19 protein-coding genes are annotated in these 17,825 nt (G+C 46.4%); 9 read left to right on the top strand and 10 right to left on the bottom strand.

The window, feature by feature from the left end:
* The 3 genes from ychF to ABYP73_RS04040 all read left to right on the top strand — a co-directional run.
* Nucleotides 1-821 (top strand): redox-regulated ATPase YchF (ychF, locus tag ABYP73_RS04050; protein WP_372973520.1); only part of this gene is annotated, 821 nt, incomplete at its 5' end.
* Nucleotides 822-967: 146 nt separating this feature from the next.
* Nucleotides 968-2,821 carry a DNA topoisomerase IV subunit B gene (locus ABYP73_RS04045; protein WP_372973519.1) on the top strand — a complete coding sequence of 618 codons (1,854 nt, stop codon included), beginning with the start codon at nt 968-970 and terminating at the stop codon, nt 2,819-2,821.
* Nucleotides 2,822-2,852: 31 nt separating this feature from the next.
* Complete coding sequence (locus ABYP73_RS04040; protein WP_372945726.1) at nt 2,853-5,501, top strand: DNA gyrase/topoisomerase IV subunit A; 2,649 nt, start codon at nt 2,853-2,855, stop codon at nt 5,499-5,501.
* 10 nt (nt 5,502-5,511) lie between these two features.
* Here ABYP73_RS04040 and ABYP73_RS04035 read toward each other — a convergent pair whose 3' ends face one another.
* From ABYP73_RS04035 to ABYP73_RS04025, 3 genes are all read right to left on the bottom strand, one after another.
* Entirely contained in the window at nt 5,512-6,354 is an 843-nt protein-coding gene (locus ABYP73_RS04035; RefSeq protein ID WP_372973518.1) for a TerC family protein, read from the bottom strand.
* A 2-nt stretch (nt 6,355-6,356) separates the two neighbouring features.
* A complete protein-coding gene (locus tag ABYP73_RS04030) occupies nt 6,357-6,734 on the bottom strand; it encodes a DNA topoisomerase IV (RefSeq protein WP_372973517.1) in 378 nt (125 codons plus the stop codon).
* Nucleotides 6,735-6,803: 69 nt separating this feature from the next.
* Nucleotides 6,804-7,157 (bottom strand): helix-turn-helix transcriptional regulator, encoded by a 354-nt coding sequence (locus ABYP73_RS04025; protein WP_372945729.1) that lies wholly within the window; start codon nt 7,155-7,157, stop codon nt 6,804-6,806.
* A gap of 273 nt (nt 7,158-7,430) precedes the next feature.
* On the opposite strand from ABYP73_RS04025, the gene ABYP73_RS04020 reads away from it, so the two are divergent.
* The 3 genes from ABYP73_RS04020 to ABYP73_RS04010 all read left to right on the top strand — a co-directional run bounded on the left by ABYP73_RS04020 (nt 7,431) and on the right by ABYP73_RS04010 (nt 9,675).
* The gene (locus tag ABYP73_RS04020; protein WP_372973516.1) at nt 7,431-8,546 is read left to right on the top strand and encodes a M14 metallopeptidase family protein; all 1,116 of its coding nucleotides are present in this window, start codon (nt 7,431-7,433) and stop codon (nt 8,544-8,546) included.
* Between the two features lie 93 nt (nt 8,547-8,639).
* Nucleotides 8,640-9,119 carry an Lrp/AsnC family transcriptional regulator gene (locus ABYP73_RS04015; protein ID WP_188368832.1) on the top strand — a complete coding sequence of 160 codons (480 nt, stop codon included), beginning with the start codon at nt 8,640-8,642 and terminating at the stop codon, nt 9,117-9,119.
* Nucleotides 9,120-9,159: 40 nt separating this feature from the next.
* Nucleotides 9,160-9,675, top strand: a complete 516-nt coding sequence (locus tag ABYP73_RS04010; protein ID WP_372973515.1) for a DinB family protein — start codon at nt 9,160-9,162, stop codon at nt 9,673-9,675.
* Between the two features lie 2 nt (nt 9,676-9,677).
* Here the strand turns inward: ABYP73_RS04010 and ABYP73_RS04005 are convergent, their stop codons facing one another.
* Both ABYP73_RS04005 and aroB read right to left on the bottom strand, forming a co-directional pair.
* On the bottom strand, nt 9,678-9,995 hold the full coding sequence (locus ABYP73_RS04005; protein WP_372973514.1) for a hypothetical protein: 318 nt from the start codon (nt 9,993-9,995) through the stop codon (nt 9,678-9,680).
* A 114-nt stretch (nt 9,996-10,109) separates the two neighbouring features.
* The gene (gene aroB, locus ABYP73_RS04000; protein WP_372973513.1) at nt 10,110-11,171 is read right to left on the bottom strand and encodes a 3-dehydroquinate synthase; all 1,062 of its coding nucleotides are present in this window, start codon (nt 11,169-11,171) and stop codon (nt 10,110-10,112) included.
* 108 nt (nt 11,172-11,279) lie between these two features.
* Between aroB and ABYP73_RS03995 the strand changes: the two genes are divergently transcribed.
* Nucleotides 11,280-12,446, top strand: coding sequence for a proline dehydrogenase family protein (locus tag ABYP73_RS03995; RefSeq protein ID WP_372973512.1), 1,167 nt, complete (start codon nt 11,280-11,282; stop codon nt 12,444-12,446).
* Here ABYP73_RS03995 and ABYP73_RS03990 read toward each other — a convergent pair.
* The 4 genes from ABYP73_RS03990 to tsaE all read right to left on the bottom strand — a co-directional run bounded on the left by ABYP73_RS03990 (nt 12,443) and on the right by tsaE (nt 15,660).
* A complete protein-coding gene (locus ABYP73_RS03990; protein WP_372973511.1) occupies nt 12,443-12,832 on the bottom strand; it encodes a DUF4258 domain-containing protein in 390 nt (129 codons plus the stop codon). The two genes, ABYP73_RS03995 and ABYP73_RS03990, sit on opposite strands and share 4 nt — an antisense overlap.
* A gap of 1 nt (nt 12,833) precedes the next feature.
* Nucleotides 12,834-14,033: an alanine dehydrogenase gene (locus tag ABYP73_RS03985; protein ID WP_372973510.1), complete on the bottom strand. Its 1,200-nt coding sequence runs from the start codon at nt 14,031-14,033 to the stop codon at nt 12,834-12,836.
* 167 nt (nt 14,034-14,200) lie between these two features.
* Nucleotides 14,201-14,464, bottom strand: coding sequence for a hypothetical protein (locus ABYP73_RS03980; protein WP_372973509.1), 264 nt, complete (start codon nt 14,462-14,464; stop codon nt 14,201-14,203).
* A gap of 773 nt (nt 14,465-15,237) precedes the next feature.
* On the bottom strand, nt 15,238-15,660 hold the full coding sequence (gene tsaE, locus ABYP73_RS03975) for a tRNA (adenosine(37)-N6)-threonylcarbamoyltransferase complex ATPase subunit type 1 TsaE (RefSeq protein ID WP_372973508.1): 423 nt from the start codon (nt 15,658-15,660) through the stop codon (nt 15,238-15,240).
* Between the two features lie 462 nt (nt 15,661-16,122).
* On the opposite strand from tsaE, the gene ABYP73_RS03970 reads away from it, so the two are divergent.
* Nucleotides 16,123-16,956: a hypothetical protein gene (locus tag ABYP73_RS03970; protein ID WP_372973507.1), complete on the top strand. Its 834-nt coding sequence runs from the start codon at nt 16,123-16,125 to the stop codon at nt 16,954-16,956.
* A 2-nt stretch (nt 16,957-16,958) separates the two neighbouring features.
* On the opposite strand, the gene ABYP73_RS03965 is transcribed toward ABYP73_RS03970, so the two are convergent.
* A complete protein-coding gene (locus tag ABYP73_RS03965) occupies nt 16,959-17,327 on the bottom strand; it encodes a hypothetical protein (protein WP_372973506.1) in 369 nt (122 codons plus the stop codon).
* Nucleotides 17,328-17,517: 190 nt separating this feature from the next.
* Here ABYP73_RS03965 and ABYP73_RS03960 point away from each other — a divergent pair, with 190 nt between their 5' ends.
* On the top strand, nt 17,518-17,805 hold the full coding sequence (locus tag ABYP73_RS03960) for an HTH domain-containing protein (protein ID WP_372973505.1): 288 nt from the start codon (nt 17,518-17,520) through the stop codon (nt 17,803-17,805).
* Nucleotides 17,806-17,825: the final 20 nt, after the last annotated feature.

Raw genomic sequence — 17,825 nt, 5'->3', positions numbered from 1 at the left:
TCCGGGAGACGGATGCTATCTTACACGTTCTGCGTTGTTTTGACGATGACAACGTCGTCCATGTAGACGGATCCGTAGATCCCATCAGGGACAAGGAAACCATTGACATCGAACTGCAGCTCAAGGATCTTGAAAGCGTTGAGAAGAAACTCGACAAGGCCAAGCGCGCGGCTAAAACAGGGAATAAGGACGCGGTGAAAGAGGAAGCCGTATTACTTAAAGTAAAAAAAGAGCTCGAAGCAGGTATATCCGTTAGAGCCATTGATTTAAGTGCTGATGAACGTAAAGAATTCATCACCCCTCTGCAACTGATCACTGACAAACCGGTGATGTACGTATGCAACGTGGATGAGGCTTCTGCCGCCTCCGGGAATGCTTATGTAGAGCAGGTCCGGGCAGCGACCGCAGGTGAGAATGCAGAGATTCTAGTACTTGCCGTGGGAACAGAGGCCGATATTTCCGAACTGGAGACCTATGAGGAGCGGCAACTCTTCCTGGAAGACCTGGGATTAGACGAACCGGGGTCTTCCAAGCTCATACGAGCGGCCTACCACCTGCTCAATCTCCATACCTATTTTACGGCAGGAGAGAAGGAGGTCCGGGCTTGGACCATTCCCGTGGGTGCCACCGCACCTCAGGCTGCCGGTGTGATCCATACCGATTTCGAAAAAGGCTTCATCAGGGCAGAGGTCATTTCTTACGAGGATTATGTTACCTTTGGAAGTGAGATCAAGGTAAAGGAAGCCGGAAAAATGAGGGTGGAAGGCAAGGAATATATAGTGAAGGACGGGGATGTCATGCACTTCCGTTTCAACGTCTGAAAAAGGTCTCCGACTCCCGAATTTCCTGAACTGAACCCCGTTTTAGCTATTAACAATGTCCCTGTTTCATTGTTGATTACTTTCTATTTGGTGCATTTTGATTTCTGAACTGAAATTTTATATTAGCAGGGATATACCCCAAAGCTATGGCTCAAACACAATACACAGAGGAGAATATCCGGTCTCTTGACTGGAAGGAGCACATCCGAATGCGCCCCGGGATGTATATCGGCAAACTGGGTGACGGGTCCTCCCAGGACGATGGGATCTATATTTTACTCAAGGAGGTGATCGATAACTGCATCGACGAGTTTGTCATGGGGGCCGGCAAGACCATCGAGATCTCCATCCCCGGCGACAAGGTGATCGTCAGGGACTACGGGAGGGGCATACCGCTCGGCAAGGTGGTGGATGTGGTCTCAAAAATGAACACCGGAGGAAAATACGATACCCGTGCCTTTAAAAAATCCGTAGGGCTCAACGGGGTGGGTACCAAAGCGGTGAACGCCCTGTCTTCTTTCTTTAGAGTAGAATCCACCCGAGACGGAAAGTCAAAGTCGGCCGATTTCGAATTCGGCAACCTGGTCAGCGAGGATTTTTTGGAAGAGACCTCCCGGAGAAGGGGAACCAAGGTAATCTTCACCCCAGACGAATCCATCTTTAAGAAATACAAGTACCGGAACGAGTATGTGGAACGCATGCTCAAGAATTATGTCTATCTGAATCCGGGTCTTACGATCCTCTTTAACGGGGAGAAATTCCATTCTGAGAACGGTCTTAAGGATCTCCTTGAAGACAACAACAGCGCCGAGGATATGCTGTATCCCATCATCCACCTTAAGGGAGAGGATATTGAGGTCGCGATCACACACAGTAAAACACAGTACAGCGAGGAATACCATTCCTTTGTAAACGGGCAGCACACCACCCAGGGAGGGACCCACCAGGCTGCGTTCCGCGAAGCCCTGGTAAAGACCATCCGGGATTTCTACGGCAAGAATTACGATGCCTCCGATATTCGCAAGAGCATTATATCGGCTATTTCCATCAAGGTGATGGAGCCCGTTTTTGAGAGTCAGACCAAGACCAAGCTGGGTTCCACGGAAATGGGAGGGGACTTTCCCACGGTACGTACCTATGTGAACGATTTTATAGGCCGTGAGCTCGACAATTACCTGCACAAGAATCCTGAAACGGCCGAAAAGATCCAGCGGAAGATCATGATGGCCGAAAAGGAGCGAAAGGAGTTGTCGGGTATACGCAAACTGGCCCGGGAGCGGGCAAAGAAAGCCAGCCTCCACAATAAAAAGCTGAGGGATTGCCGCATCCACCTGGACGACATGAAGAGCGACAGGCGACTCGAGAGCACCCTCTTTATCACGGAAGGGGATTCTGCATCGGGGTCTATCACCAAATCGCGGGATGTGAACACCCAGGCCGTATTCAGCTTGAGGGGTAAACCCTTGAATTCTTACGGGATGTCCAAGAAGATCGTCTATGAGAACGAGGAGTTCAACCTCCTGCAGGCAGCCCTGAACATAGAGGAGTCTATGGAGGATCTCAGGTACAATAACATCGTGATCGCCACGGATGCCGATGTGGACGGCATGCATATACGCCTGCTGCTGATCACTTTTTTCCTGCAGTTCTTTCCAGAACTCATCAAGGAGAACCACCTCTACATCCTACAAACCCCTCTTTTCAGGGTTCGCAATAAAAAAGAAACGATCTATTGTTACAGCGAGGAGGAGAAGAAGGAGGCTATTGCAAAGTTATCCGGTAAACCGGAGATTACGCGATTCAAAGGATTGGGTGAGATCTCTCCTGATGAATTCAAGCATTTTATAGGCGATGATATCAGGCTGGAACCCGTGATGCTGGACAAGGCACTTTCCATCGAAGAACTCCTGCAGTTCTATATGGGGAAAAACACCCCGGACCGACAGGAATTCATTATCAATAATCTTAAAGTTGAAGTTGATCTGGTAGATCAGGAATAATACTAAATCAAGTAAATAGGAGTCTCTTTATATGCAAGAGAATGAAGATGGGCAATTAGAACAGGAAGAAGGCAGGGAAGGGCAGCAAGAGGCGCTTACCAGGGTCACCGGGATGTATAAGGACTGGTTCCTGGATTACGCCTCTTATGTCATCCTGGAAAGGGCCGTACCGGCCATCGAGGACGGATTCAAGCCTGTTCAGCGGAGGATCATGCATTCCTTGAAAGAGCTGGATGACGGACGCTACAATAAAGTGGCCAATGTGGTGGGGCATACCATGCAGTATCACCCCCACGGTGATGCCAGTATCGGAGACGCCATGGTGCAGATTGGGCAGAAGGATTTGCTGATCGACACCCAGGGGAACTGGGGGAATATCCTTACCGGAGATGGAGCTGCCGCATCCCGATATATAGAGGCGCGTCTTTCAAAGTTTGCGCTGGATGTGGTATTCAGCCCTAAGATTACCGAATGGCAGCTTTCTTATGACGGCCGCAAGAAAGAACCCGTGCACCTGCCCGTTAAATTTCCATTGCTCCTGGCCCAGGGTGCAGAAGGTATCGCGGTAGGCTTATCCACCAAGATTCTCCCTCATAATTTTAATGAACTGATCGACGCCTCCATCAAACACCTGAAGGGGCAGAAATTCAAGTTGTTCCCCGATTTTCCCACGGCCGGGATCATCGATGTGACCAATTACAATGACGGGATGAGGGGAGGCCGGATCAGGATCAGGGCGCGGATCTCCCAGCTAGACAAGAATACCCTGATGATCAGTGAGATCCCCTTTGGGACCAACACCTCATCCCTCATCGACTCAATCTTGAAGGCCAATGACAAGGGGAAGATCAAGATTAAAAAAATAGAGGACAATACGGCAGCCGATGTGGAGATCCTCATTCACCTTCCCGGGGGGATATCCCCGGACAAGACCATCGATGCTCTTTACGCATTTACGGCCTGTGAGAGCTCCATTTCCCCCCTTGGTTGTATTATCGAAGACAACAAGCCTTTGTTTATCGGGGTGGAGGAAATGCTGAAGCGATCCACGGACCATACGGTGGAATTGCTAAAAGAGGAGTTGGAGATCCAGTTGGGGGAATTGGAAGACCAGTGGCATTACGCCTCCCTGGAACGGATCTTTATCGAAAATCGCATCTACCGTGATATTGAGGAGGAAGAGACCTGGGAAGGGGTGATTGCTGCTATAGACAAAGGGCTCAAACCACACGTCGGGCATTTGAAGAGAGAGGTGACGGAGGAAGATATCGTCAGGCTGACGGAGATCCGGATCAAAAGGATCTCCAAATTCGACATCGAGAAAGCGCAGCAGCTTATCGAGAGCCTTGAGGAAAAGATCGCTCAGACCAAAAAGTATCTCGCAAACCTGGTGGATTTCGCTATAGACTACTTCAAAGAATTGAAGAAAAAGTACGGGCAGGGGCGAGAACGCAAATCAGAGATCAGGATTTTCGACGAGATCGAAGCGACCAAGGTGGTCATTCGAAACACAAAACTGTACGTCAACCGGGAAGAGGGATTCGTGGGTACCTCCCTGAAGCGGGATGAGTATGTCACCGACTGCAGCGATATAGACGATATCATCATTTTTACCAAGAGCGGCCATATGATGGTCACCAAGGTAGATGCCAAGACATTTGTCGAAAAGAATATCATCCATGTGGCGGTCTTTAAGAAGAAGGACAAACGCACCATCTACAACATGATCTACAAGGATGGCAGAGGCGGCGCCAGTTATGTAAAAAGGTTTAACGTCACAGGGGTTACCAGGGACAAGATATATGACCTTACCAATGGCAAAGCCCAGTCTGATGTACTCTACTTCACAGCCAACCCCAATGGCGAGGCAGAGGTAGTGACCGTCAACCTGAGGCAGTCGGGCAGTATCAAGAAGTTAAAATGGGACCTCGATTTCGCGGACGTGCTGATCAAAGGACGTAACTCCAAGGGGAATATTGTGACCAAATATCCGGTCAAGCGCATCGAATTAAAAGAAAAAGGTCTGTCGACCCTCAAACCCCGGAAGATCTGGTTCGACGAGACCATACAGCGTCTCAATGTGGACGGTAGGGGTGAGTTACTGGGTGAGTTCACCAGTGAGGACCGCTTGCTCATCATCAGTCAGAAAGGGGTGATCAGGACAGCCATCCCGGATATCATCATGAGATTCGACGACGACATGATCGTCCTTGAGAAGTGGAAACCGGAAAAACCGCTTTCAGCCATCTACTGGGAAGGAGAAAAGGAATTATTCTACGTAAAGCGTTTCCTGGTGGAAAACCCTGATAAGGAAGAAGTGATCATCACGGATCATCCCAAATCCTACCTGGAGAAGATCTTTACAGATTACAGGCCGGTGGCCGAGGTGGTTTTCGCCAAGAAGAGGGGGCAGGAACGCAAGGAAAACATGGTGGTTAACCTCGATGAATTCATTGCCGTCAAGGGGATCACGGCCATGGGGAACCAGCTTACCAAAGAAAAGGTACTGGAGATCAATGCCTTGGAACCATTGCCTTATGAGGAGCCTAAAAAGAACAAGGCCGAAGACATAGAGGTCATCGATGAGGAAGATGTAAAGCCGGATAAAAAAAGCGCCGCACCTAAGACTGAAGAAAAAGAACAGGAAGACGGCGAGAACGGTCAGACCAAGTTGTTCTGACGCTCTTTGCTCAGCACTCAGGATCTTCTGCCGACGCGTCCTGGTTTTCTTCCAGGTCTTCGATAAATTCCTCTTTCTTCCTGTATTTCATATTGAGGAATTCCACCAGCAGGGAGAAGGTAATGGCAAAATAGAGGTAGCCTTTTGGGATGGCTCCGATCTCAGACCCAAAGAAGCGGGCATGGCTCAGGTGGGCCGCTTCAGCGATCAGCATAAACCCGATCAGGATCAGGAATGACAGGGCGAGCAACTGCATAGATGGATGCTTGTTGATAAATACCCTGATCGCATTGGCAAAGACGATCATGATGATGATGGAAATGACCACGGCAATGACCATAAGCACCAGGGCATCCTCCGGCTTGTCGCCTATTCCGCTGGTCATCCCTACCGCCGTCAGGATGGAGTCTATGGAGAAAATAAAATCTATGATCAGGATCTGGAAAAGTGCCCTGTTCAGGCTGGTGATATTCTTGGCTTCCAGCACATCCTCATCGTGTTCCGGCAATTCCACCTTTTCATGAATTTCTGATGTGCTTTTGTACAGTAAAAAGAGTCCGCCCAGCAGCAGGATCAGGGCCTGCCCGCTAATCCCTGCGGAGAACCAGGAACTTTCGACATAATAGAACGGATTTTTCAACCCGATGAGGAAGGACACGGCAAAAAGCAGGATGATCCTTTGCACCATCGCCAGGATCAGCCCCCATAAGGTCGCTTTCTTTTGTTCTTTTTCAGGGAGTTTGTTGGCGGCAATGCTGATGAAGACAATGTTGTCAATACCCAGTATGATTTCCAGGAAAGTGAGGGTGAGCAGGGCCACCCAGGCATCCGGACTAGTGAGTATGTCGAACATGATCAATTCATTTTTACGGCGGTGCCCCTGGTTTTTTGTGCACTGCCTACCAAGCCGTATTCAAAAGTATAAGAACTGTCTGTAGTACTCAGGATCTTCATGTGGATTGGTTTTTGCTCATTGAGGTTTTTGGGATTCAAATTCTTGACGATGAATTCACAGTCGTTGATCCATCGAACAGAGGAGGTATCTGCCTTCCCTTCAAAGTAATCGATTTCGATCTCATTAGCCCTCTCAAAAATCGTTGTTTGTTCAACCCCGTCTATAAGGGCCGTATAGCGAAACCTTCCTTCCTTAAATGCCGTACAATCCCTTGGAGGAGTGCCGCAGGCGGCAGAAAACCCTCCCAGGAGGCAAAGCAACACGAAGTTTTTTAACATGTTTGCAAATTAGTGAATTCTGATAATTACGGGCAACATCCCCGGGAGAAACTAAGTTCAATCTGCAGTCTATTTCTCAAAGGCTTCAAAACTGCCATCTTCATACAAGATGAGTACCTTTTTGATCACCCTGTCCTTATCGATTTGCGAAGTATCCAGAATTTGTTTGGACTCTGTAGAAGAGGAGGCCTGGTTCCTGGATGGGAATTCACCCTTGCCATTGAGGAGCCAGTACAGATTCACCTCGGGGTAGGAGCGCACCACCTTCATCACGAATTCAAGACTTGGTTTGTTACGCCCGGTCAGCACATGAGAGACACTCGACCTCTGCACCCCGATCTTATCCGCGAAAGCTGACGCTGAAAGATTGTAGAAATCCAGGATCTTTTCCAGGCGGGCAATGAATTCCTTACTGTTTACCATTGTAAACTAATTACCATCGATTATTCGATAATTTTCTTAAAATACGATCAAAAACTATGCTAAATAATTATAATAATACTTTCGATAATAATATATAAAAACCTGATATAAAGTAATATAAAACTATTTTTAAGATCGCATTCACATTTGGTTACAATTGTCAATATATTGTGCGAAAGATCCGCGAAGATCTAATTACAAATGTAAATAAACTTATGGTATTAGTTTTTAATTTACCCTTACTTTTACAACGACACGCAAAGACTAGGAACAGTGGAAGTTCAGGGTTACATTGAGATTCGTGAGGGATCGGTGAAGGGCCGGTACCTCAGTCCGGAAATGCTGCAACCCTTTCTCGGGGTATTGGGAGAAAGTGTGCATTTGGAAAAAATCGGGGATTCGGTCATGGGGAGACCTATCCAGAAGATCGTGCTGGGCTACGGCCCCGTCAAGGTCATGATGTGGTCTCAGATGCACGGCAATGAATCTACCACCACCAAGGCTGTGCTGGATCTTATACAGGCTATGCGGCTAGGGTACAAAAATGCACATGAGATGTTGCAAAAGCTCACCCTTGTGATCATCCCTCAGCTCAACCCCGATGGGGCTGCGGCCTATACCCGTGAAAATGCGGCCGGGATCGACCTCAACAGGGATGCTCAACATCGGACTCAGCCGGAAAGCATCGTCCTGTATGAGACGTACCTGAAACATCAACCCGACTTCTGTTTTAACCTACACGACCAAAGGACGATCTTCAGTGCGGGGACAATACGCCAACCGGCGACCCTTTCCTTCCTGTCACCTGCAGCAGATGTTTCCCGTTCTGTAACGGCAAGCCGTCTCACTGCGATGAAGATCATTTCAGGGATAAACAGGGAATTACAGAAATCGATCCCGGGTCAGATAGGCCGGTATGACGACGCTTTTAACCCCAATTGCGTGGGGGATGCTTTTCAGATGCTCAACACCCCGACCCTTCTATTTGAGGCCGGACATTTCCCGGGGGATTACGAGAGGGAAGAGACTCGGGAGTATGTATTTACAGCCCTCTGGGCTGCCCTTGACCTGATCCTCAGCGGCCGTTATATGGAGGAGACCACAAAGGGCTATGAAGGGATTCCTGAGAATCAAAAGAAGTTCTTCGATATCCTCATTCGTAATTCTCAGGCCATTCAGCATGACCGGTCATCTCCATCAGACGCAGGGATCCTGTACCGGGAAAAACTCGTTTCGGGATCGATCCGCTTCAGGCCGGAGATTGAAAAGGAAGGACATTTGTCCGAATACTTCGGGCATTTAGAACTGGATTGTTTCGACCAGGCCGATCTCGAAAAGCTCAGATCCAACAAGGAGATCATGGCCCTCTTGGCTGAGGGAAAGCGTTAATTTCCGGAATAATATTGAGTATCTTTCAAAAAAATCGCTTATCTGTTACGTTTATTTTCTTAATTGATTATTTTTGCCCCAAATAATGTTATTATGGGGAAAGTAAAATTGGATGAAATCGATCACCAGATCCTGGACATGCTCATTGACAATACCAGGACTCCATTTACGGATATTGCCAAGAAATTACTGATCTCTGCCGGGACGGTACATGTCAGAGTAAAAAAAATGGAGGAAGCCGGAATCATCCAGGGGTCTTCCCTGGTAGTGGATTACGTAAAACTGGGGTATGCCTTTATCGCCTATGTCGGAATCTTTCTTGAAAAAACCCATCAGACCAAATTTGTGATCGAACGCCTGAACCAGATACCAAACGTCACAGTAGCCCATATTACCACAGGAAAGTTCAATATCTTTTGCAAGATCCGGGCAAAGGATACCAATGACGCCAAGAATATAATTTTCAGGATTGACGACATCGAAGGGATCAGCCGAACGGAAACCATGATCTCCCTGGAGGAAAGCATCAATGACAAGAAAAGGCTGATGCACACGATTTTTAATGAGCTCTAAGCTTTTCGAATTTTCCTGATTACAGATTATAAGTCTGCACATGAAGACCTCCCAGCTATCATCATCGGACTACAATCCCTATTACAAAGCTTATATTGAAGCACTTGGGGAGGTTGACCTTATGAAGACCCTGAAGAAGCAGGTGGAGAATTACCCTCAGTTTCTGGGGAGTATCCCTGTTGATAAACTCAATTACAGTTATGCCGATGGCAAGTGGACGGTGGCTGAGGTCCTCGTTCATGTTTTGGATTCCGAAAGGGTGTTCCAGTACCGTGCCTTGCGATTTGCAAGAAAGGACAAGACCCCGCTTCCCGGGTTCGACCAGGACACATATGTCCCTGCATCAGGGGCAAATCAAAGAAGTCTGGAATCGATTATTGAGGAGTACAAGGCGATCAGGCGATCGACCATAGCACTTTACGAATCGTTTGAAGAAGGTATTCTGAACAGAAGGGGGGTGGCCAGCAACTCCACCATGAGTGTAGGCGCTTTGGGGTTTATTATCTGTGGCCACCAGAAACACCACAGGAATATTATCAGGGAGCGATATCTCTGAATTCAATCGAGGTCATCACCCTCAATTTCAGATTCCAGGTTTAATTCCAGCTCCGGCTCTTCGGAGACTGGTTTTACGCCTTCTTCCTCTTCCTCTTCATCATTGTCGAAATAATTGGCGATAAAATGAGACAGGCTTTGGCTGATCTTTACCAGGTACAGGGCATCTTCCGTTCTGAGCTCAACAGCTTCTATGTATTCCCCTCTGTGGTTCTTAAAGGAGATGATATCGTCGTCTCCGTAGCCATCGGGGTAGGATGCTACTAACCTGGCCGCGAGCATGGCGTCCAGTTTTTTGTGGTCGATCAGTATTCGTTTCATAGGTCGGTCGATTTAGCGTGAGTCTGCTATTGAAAATCACTAACCTAATCTAGAATATTTTTTTTCCCGGGAACGGAAAGAGTTGTAAACGGTGGATTTTAGTATATGTAACCCTTATTCTTCGTAGTATGTGAAGGCTTCCATGAATAAATCTTCGGAAACCTGCTGGTCTATCACGGCCTCCCCTATACGCTTTAGTAACACGAAGTTGATCGTCCCGTGGGTATTTTTTTTGTCGAATTTAAGGAGTTCGATGATCGCGTGCTTGTCGGCTTCGGTGAAATTCACTTTCCTGAATCGCTCCAGGAAGGTATTCTTGATATCTTCCAGCTGGTGAAGCCCCAGTCCGCTGATCCTGTGAGACAGGTAGCCTTCCAGGATCATGCCTATGGCTATGGCTTCTCCGTGCAACAGGGCTTTGTCTTCTCCTTTCTCAAGGAAATGTGATTCTATGGCATGCCCCAGGGTATGTCCGAAGTTGAGGACCTTCCTCATGTCCTTTTCCGTCGGGTCTTCCAGGACGATCTGGTTCTTGATCATCACAGAGGTATGTATATAAGGATCCATGGGATCATTCGCTTTGACATCCTTGAGGTCGCCCCAGTATTTTCCGCTGCTGATCAGGCCGTGCTTCAGCATTTCAGCAAACCCACTGTTAAGCTGTCGCTTTTCCAGCGTTTCCAGAAACCCGGGGATGACCAGCACCATTTCGGGCTGCCGGATCACCCCGATCTGATTTTTCAGATTTCCGAGATCGACTCCCGTCTTCCCGCCTATGGAGGCATCCACCATGGCCAGCAGGCTCGTGGGAATGTTGATGAACGGGAACCCCCTCTTGAAGGTGGAGGCGACAAAACCGCCCAGGTCCGTGACCACGCCACCGCCAAGGTTGATCAGAAGGCTCCTCCGATCGGCTCCCAATTCCGAAAGGGCATGCCAGATCTGCATGCAGGTGTCTATGGTCTTGTGGATCTCCCCGGCTTCCATCTCGATGATCTCGACCTCGAGGTTTGTCTCCAGGGAAGACAGGAAGACCGGGAGGCAGTCCCGGTGGGTATTCTCGTCGGTCAGAACAAAAAGTTTTGAATACCTCTCTTTTTTAAGATGTTGATTGAGTACACGGTATCCTTCCTCATTGAAATAAACGGAATAAGCATCTGTGATGATCGCATCCATGAAATATCCTGTTCTCAGTTTGGTTTCAGACGCAAATTAAAGGGAATTTTTCTGCAATTGGTATTGTTATCAGTGATTATCTTTGGGCTCATAAAAAAAAGATCGGCAATGGCTCAGCTTTTCGAGGACACAAAAACCGCTTTCGCCCTGAAATCAGATGCTGAACTGGAAAGGGCTTATTTTTTGTTCAAACTGATAGCCAATCAACCCCTGGTGAGGATAGGGACCGCGGTGACCAACTTTGCCATTAAGACGAACCTGCCTGTGGAGGGCCTCATTAGGGCCACGGTATTCGACCACTTTTGTGGAGGCATAAGCGAAAAGGATTGTATGCCGACCGTGGAAAAGCTCTGGCAGGCCGGGGTGTATTCAATTCTCGACTATTCCATAGAGGGAAAGGATACGGAAGACCCGCTGGATGATGCTTTGGCAATGACCCTAAAGATCCTGGATTTGATAAAGGAAAAGGAGGCCATTCCTTTCGCGGTTTTCAAGCCTACGGGGTACGGCCGTTTCCGCCTGTATGAAAAGATAGGGGCGGGAAAAAAGCTCACCCTTGCAGAGCAGGAAGAATGGGGAAGGGTAGTAGGTCGATACGAGGCGAGCTGTAAAAAGGCGTTCGACCTGGATGTAAGCCTGCTCATCGATGCGGAGGAAAGCTGGATGCAGGACGCAGCCGATGAACTGGTGGAGGATATGATGCGGAAATACAACAAGAAAAAGGCCGTTGTATTTAATACCATACAGCTGTATCGCTGGGACCGGCTTGATTATTTAAAAGGCCTCGTGTCCCGGGCTGAAAAGGGAGGATTTAAGGTGGGGGTCAAGATCGTAAGGGGTGCCTATCTGGAAAAAGAAAACGAACGGGCCGAAGAAATGGGCTATAAAAGCCCGATCTGTGCCAGTAAAAAAGAAACAGACGAGAACTTCAACAAGACCATTTCCTATATCCTTGACCACCTGGACGTTATTTCCGTATACGCCGGCACCCACAATGAGGAGAGTTCGTACCTGCTGATGCGACTGATGGAGGAGCGCAACATAGATCCTAAGGATTCCAGGATTTGGTTCGGGCAGCTCTTCGGGATGAGCGACCACATCACTTTTAATATGGCGGCCAAGGGGTATAATGTTTCCAAATACCTGCCTTTTGGCCCGGTAAAAGACGTGATGCCCTACCTGATCCGCAGGGCAGAGGAGAACACTTCCGTAGCCGGCCAGACCAACCGGGAACTCGAGCTGCTGAAAAAAGAGCGCAAAAGAAGGAAGATCTAATCTTCTGTGAATCTGAATTCGGAGATGGTGACCCGGGAATCACAGTTGGTGACTCGCAAGGAGGCGTCTTTGCCGTCTACCTCGTAGTGGATCACATACCAGGGGCAGGGTTTGCCCTGGGCTTCACTCTGACTGAATTTTACGGAACCTTCCCTAAGGAAAAGTACAAGTTCAGTGCTGTCTGCGAAGCCTTCGCGCATCGATTCCTGCGTATCTTCTGAGAACACCAGCGGTTTGGAACGCAGCTCTTTCAATACCCTGCAGTTGGGAAAGTAACAGAATTCTGTTCCTGTTTCCGAGGTTTTTTTCTTCAGGAAGAAGGCGAGAAAGATGATGCCTATGGTCAGCCCGATCATGTAGTACCCCAGGCGCTTGAGAAATGCCATGCTAAAAGATTAGGAAATTGATATCACTGTGTTTCAGGTCAAACCAATCCCCGACCGTCTTATTGGTCAGGATCCCATGGTAGAGGTAGAGGCCGTTTCTCAGCCCTTTGTCGAATCTCAAAGAATTTTCGAGTCCGCCGTCCTCGCCTATCTTGAGGAGATAGGGAGTAAAGATATTGCTGATGGAGACCGAAGCGGTCTTGGGATATCGGGCCGGGATGTTGGGCACGCCGTAGTGGAGTACGCCGAATTTTTCAACCAGGGGTTTGTCGTGGGTGGTGAGTTCACTGGTCTCGAAACACCCGCCCATGTCTATGCTGACATCTATCACCACCGAGCCTTTTTTCATCTGTTCCACCATGGTCTGGGAAACGACCACAGGAGAACGATCCCTTCCCCTCATGGCTCCTATGGCCACATCACAGCGTTTAAGCGACTTCAAGAGGTTTTTGGGTTGAAGGGTGGAGGTATAGACAATCTGCTGAAGGTTGCTCTGAACATTGCGCAGTTTGGTGATGGAGTTGTCAAAGATCTTTACATTGGCCCCGAGACCGATGGCAGAACGGGCCGCAAATTCACCAACGGTGCCTGCACCCAGGATCACGACCTCCAGGGGAGGTACCCCGGTGATGTTCCCGAACATGAGTCCGTTGCCGTGGTTGGTCGATGCCAGGACCTCTGCCGCGATCAACACACTGGAGATTCCCGCGATCTCACTGAGGGAACGTACGGCGGGATAATTGCCATCCTCGTCCCGGATGAACTCAAAGGCGATGGCTGTGATGCGTTTTTTGGCCAGCTCTTCAAAATAGGCTTTGGTTTGCGTCTTGATCTGCAGGGCTGAAATGATCGTGGCCTGAGGGTTGATGAACTGAATCTCTGAAAGGGTAGGGGGCTCTACTTTTAAAAGCAGGGGGCAGGAAAATACTTTTTTGGTGTCCTTGGAGATGGTGGCGCCAGCCTGGGTATAGTCGAGATCTGTAAAGTTGGCTGCGTCTCCGGCCCCGGATTCGATAAGCACGCGGTGGCCGTTGGCGGTGAGGGCATTTACGGCATCGGGGGTCAGGCAGATGCGTTTCTCCTGGAACTGGTTCTCTTTTGGAATTCCTATAAAGAGTTCCCCTTTCTGTTTCAGGATCTCCAGGGTCTCCTCCTGGGGGATGAGCTCCTGTTTGCTGAAGGGGGATCTTGGCTGGTTCATAGGGTTACTATGCAGGAGGTTGATGGGCCTGCGGCTCTCAAAAATACAACAATTTTACAGAAAGGAAACACCTGCGGGAATACTCGAAACAACCGGGTGCAACAGGCTGACAGAAGAGTTCTTAGAATTTGGAAACAACAGGAGGTTGCGCGGTTCGAAAATCCTGCCTACATAAAGTTAAAGAGGTTTTTCAAAGTATGCCGGAATTCCCTGACCAGTTTGGACAACGTCCTTTTGGAAACGTTTTCGGAAAGGTCTACCGCATGATCAGGATTGACATCTGCCATAGATTCCCTTTCAGATTTACTCGGTTGGTTGCTTTTCTCCTTAAAAGCCTGCAATTCTGCCTCCATGGCTTCCAGGTCGATCCCGTGGACATATTTATCGTATAACTTTATCCTAACAAAATACACGAAGGGAATCACTATCATACAAACAGGTAAAAGCCAAAGGACATTTTCGGTATCCACGAAATTGTCTTCAGAATATACTACTTCGAACACCTGAAAAGCATACATACAGAGAGGTATCAAAATAATGTGATACCACCAGTGTTTGCAGGTAAAAAACCAAATAATTAAAAGATAGAGTGGAATAATCTTATTTAGTAGAAACCAAGCATAAGTCCTTAAATCGGCAAACCCATTTCTATCAAAAGACATCCCCAAAAAATTAATTGTTGCGTCCGGGTCTCGAGGGAGATAGTCATGAATTTTGAATACAAAGGGAGTTAGAACAATCAGAATTAAACCGATAGTCTCGATAAAGAATCGATGACGAGTTTTATTCGAATTAATCAAATTTTCTGTCATTACTAGCGATGTATTTAAATCTGTAACGACAAAAGGGGCAATTTATTGGTTGCCCCTAAAATTTATGAAGTTAAAAGTTCTTATTAGTTCTTAAGAATGATCTTCGTCTTATCTACACCTTGCTCGTAGACTTGATCATCTTCTGCGGTGTTTGGAGTGCAAGCAGAGGCGACAAGTACAAGGATGGCCGCAATAGCGAATAGGAATTTTTTAGTGTTCATCGTAATCTGAGTTAAAATTCAGGAATCATTTCATTTTCAACTCAAATATAAGGAATAGAAATGAGATAAAATACATTTTATCGATAAAAATTTACCAATCACCGAAGAAATCTGCATTTCATCGATCCTGATTGCGGTTTGCAGTGACCACTTAAGAAGTAATATATATTGTTAAGTTGCTTCGAGAATGAGTTGTCTAGTTTCGGAATCTAAACTCTCCAGATATATATTTAGGCGATTTTCTGGTAAAAGCCCTTCTACCTTTTCCGGCCATTCGATAAAGATCCATACGTCCTGGTTCAGGTAATCCTCAAGTCCCAGGTCCAGGGCTTCCTCTGCGTTATTGAGTCGGTAAAAATCGAAATGGTACCCCAATAACTGCCCGTCAGGAAAGGTATACTCGTTCACGATACCAAAACTGGGACTATTCCCCTTATCAAATCCTCCCAGATGTTTTACGATCCCTTTGATCAGGGTCGTTTTTCCGGAACCCATTTGCCCATGGAAGCAGATCACGCTGCGTTCAGGTATTTTTTGAACCAACCCGCCGATCATTGGAAAAATCTCCTTCTTTGTATAGATTATTTTCTGCATTTCTCAGAATTTATTATTTTAGAACGATAATAGAGTATTTGAGAAATTCCTCAATTTAAGGTTATAAAATACACCCGGAGGAAAGTAATGGAGAATTATTACAAAATATATAAAATAGGAGTATTGTTGGTAGTGATAATTATTTTTCTACCCTTCCTTAACTATTTTCATCTGATTTTTAGTAATACCGAAAGTACTATTGAATTTTTGGGTTTTAACATAAAGCATGATTTCGTAAATAATCAGGTCTGGGCATGGTCAATTTTGAATTATTCATCTCAACTCATTTTAATAAGTCTTGCATATTTTACTAGTGAATCGTTTTATAAGTATTTACTGTTGCCAATAATTTCACTTTACTGCCTTGCTATAGCCTCTATTTTAGGTGTGATACCAAGTCTATATGTAGTTCCTTTTTCATTCAATATTCTAATTATAGCCATACTTTCAATCATTTTTATTTTGATTTTAGATAGAAGGAGATTCTCTTCAATTAGAAAGGCCGTTGTAAATAAAATTGTTACTGAATCTATTGTGGAATGGGTTAATTCATCGGTGAAAAATGGAATTAGCAGAGTACTTCACCTGAAAGAAGAGCGAAAGAGAATCTCAAATTACATTTACCTCCGGAAAGCTGTATATCTAAAAAATGCTTTTCATAAAAAGTATAAATTTTTAAAAGCGAACAGCAACTATAATTCTAACAGACGTTTCATGTCATTAGATATTGCAATTTGCTTTATGATTGTAATGATTTATTTTTCTTGGTTTTTACCCTACTTCATACCTGATAATTTGCCATTCATTGAATTCTTTGGTGTTAAATTGGGCGCGTTTGGATTCAAAGATTTCTCAATGTTTGTCTGGTTTGTTTCAAGAAAACTTGTTATTATCTTTATCCTATCTTCTTGGTTCATTACTTCTCCGCATTGGTGGCGCTATGCCATCCTCTCTCCCCTTATTATCTATTCCTACCAGTTCTGGGAAGCTTTTCAGGATGTCTCGGAGTTGGATTCGGTTGGCAATCTGCGTGTCTTTCCACTGGTTGTTCTAAATGTAGCACTAGTGATCATGGTGTCACGCTTTGTAAAATACCGATCCCAGTTTATGGCGGTATATGAAGAGATCTCCAGGGAGGTCGATGAAATGCTTGATGAAATGAAATCAAAATATCCACAGGAGGCAGGAGAGACCTTGGAAAGGATCCGGCAAGGTAAAAAAGGGAAGGGATATCGTCAGAAACTCAGGGCTCTGGAGAAGGAGATCGCCGCCAGGCTGGACCTGACCAATGGGTAGTTCTACTTTCTGAGTTCGGAGCGGACCTCCTCCATCAGGCGCTCCAATTCTTCCCGTTGTTTTTGACGGATCTTTTTCTCGATCAATTCTTCGATTTCCCGCTGCTTATCACGAGGCAATTGATCGTAATCCAAAGGGACTGAACTTCGATCTTCCTTTAGCATCGAGCCTTCACCTGTGAGCAGCCATACCACATTTAACTGGGGATAGATCCGCAAGATGTTCTCAATCACATCACTGCCGATGGAAGCCCTGTTCTTTTTCATCCTGAGGGTATAGCCATTGCTGGCCCCTATGGAGAGGTCGAACTGTCGCGCGCTGAGTCCTGCGTGCTGAATAAACTGAATGAGGCGGTCTATGGTTTTTAGCATTGCGAGAATATATTCTACACTACTTTATTTTTAATATGATCAAATATAATAAAAAGTATCAATAACATCGATTTAGGTCAATAAAAAAGGAGGTATAGGAAATATAAAATTTATTTGTAAATATAGAAAATAATCTATATACTTGTATTCAGCCAGCTTTTCTCTGTTCTCCGGTACAATGCTAAGACCTATGAACACAATTAAGACATTGGAGCGTTTGCAGAAAATTCATTCCCTTATCGAAAACGAATGTACAGGTTCTCCGTACGAATTAGCCAGGAAGCTGAATATCAGTGAACGCTCCATTTACAATCTCATCGAATACCTGAAAGATTTTGAGGCCGAGATCAGCTATGACCGCAGCCGCAAGACCTATTTCTACCGGAATCACTTTGTGCTAAATCTGAATATTTCCCTTTGTGTGGGTACGGAAGATGCCGTTACCGAGGTTCTCGGAGGTTCTTACCTTAAATATTAATGAACCCTATCGAGGCATTA

The organism is Muriicola sp. (genome assembly GCF_041567615.1).
GTDB lineage: Bacteria > Bacteroidota > Bacteroidia > Flavobacteriales > Flavobacteriaceae > Muriicola.
Note: the sequence above shows the minus strand (reverse complement) of the source record. Positions and strands in the feature narration are given on the sequence as shown.

Bases quoted from the DNA above. Each gene is read 5' to 3' on its own strand.
- ABYP73_RS04045 (WP_372973519.1), top strand. From the start codon at position 968: ATGGCTCAAACACAATACACAGAGGAGAATATCCGGTCTCTTGACTGG.
- ABYP73_RS04040 (WP_372945726.1), top strand. From the start codon at position 2,853: ATGCAAGAGAATGAAGATGGGCAATTAGAACAGGAAGAAGGCAGGGAA.
- ABYP73_RS04035 (WP_372973518.1), bottom strand. From the start codon at position 6,354: ATGTTCGACATACTCACTAGTCCGGATGCCTGGGTGGCCCTGCTCACC.
- ABYP73_RS04030 (WP_372973517.1), bottom strand. From the start codon at position 6,734: ATGTTAAAAAACTTCGTGTTGCTTTGCCTCCTGGGAGGGTTTTCTGCC.
- ABYP73_RS04025 (WP_372945729.1), bottom strand. From the start codon at position 7,157: ATGGTAAACAGTAAGGAATTCATTGCCCGCCTGGAAAAGATCCTGGAT.
- ABYP73_RS04015 (WP_188368832.1), top strand. From the start codon at position 8,640: ATGGGGAAAGTAAAATTGGATGAAATCGATCACCAGATCCTGGACATG.
- ABYP73_RS04010 (WP_372973515.1), top strand. From the start codon at position 9,160: ATGAAGACCTCCCAGCTATCATCATCGGACTACAATCCCTATTACAAA.
- ABYP73_RS04005 (WP_372973514.1), bottom strand. From the start codon at position 9,995: ATGAAACGAATACTGATCGACCACAAAAAACTGGACGCCATGCTCGCG.
- aroB (WP_372973513.1), bottom strand. From the start codon at position 11,171: ATGGATGCGATCATCACAGATGCTTATTCCGTTTATTTCAATGAGGAA.
- ABYP73_RS03995 (WP_372973512.1), top strand. From the start codon at position 11,280: ATGGCTCAGCTTTTCGAGGACACAAAAACCGCTTTCGCCCTGAAATCA.
- ABYP73_RS03990 (WP_372973511.1), bottom strand. From the start codon at position 12,832: ATGGCATTTCTCAAGCGCCTGGGGTACTACATGATCGGGCTGACCATA.
- ABYP73_RS03985 (WP_372973510.1), bottom strand. From the start codon at position 14,033: ATGAACCAGCCAAGATCCCCCTTCAGCAAACAGGAGCTCATCCCCCAG.
- ABYP73_RS03980 (WP_372973509.1), bottom strand. From the start codon at position 14,464: ATGATAGTGATTCCCTTCGTGTATTTTGTTAGGATAAAGTTATACGAT.
- tsaE (WP_372973508.1), bottom strand. From the start codon at position 15,660: ATGCAGAAAATAATCTATACAAAGAAGGAGATTTTTCCAATGATCGGC.
- ABYP73_RS03965 (WP_372973506.1), bottom strand. From the start codon at position 17,327: ATGCTAAAAACCATAGACCGCCTCATTCAGTTTATTCAGCACGCAGGA.
- ABYP73_RS03960 (WP_372973505.1), top strand. From the start codon at position 17,518: ATGAACACAATTAAGACATTGGAGCGTTTGCAGAAAATTCATTCCCTT.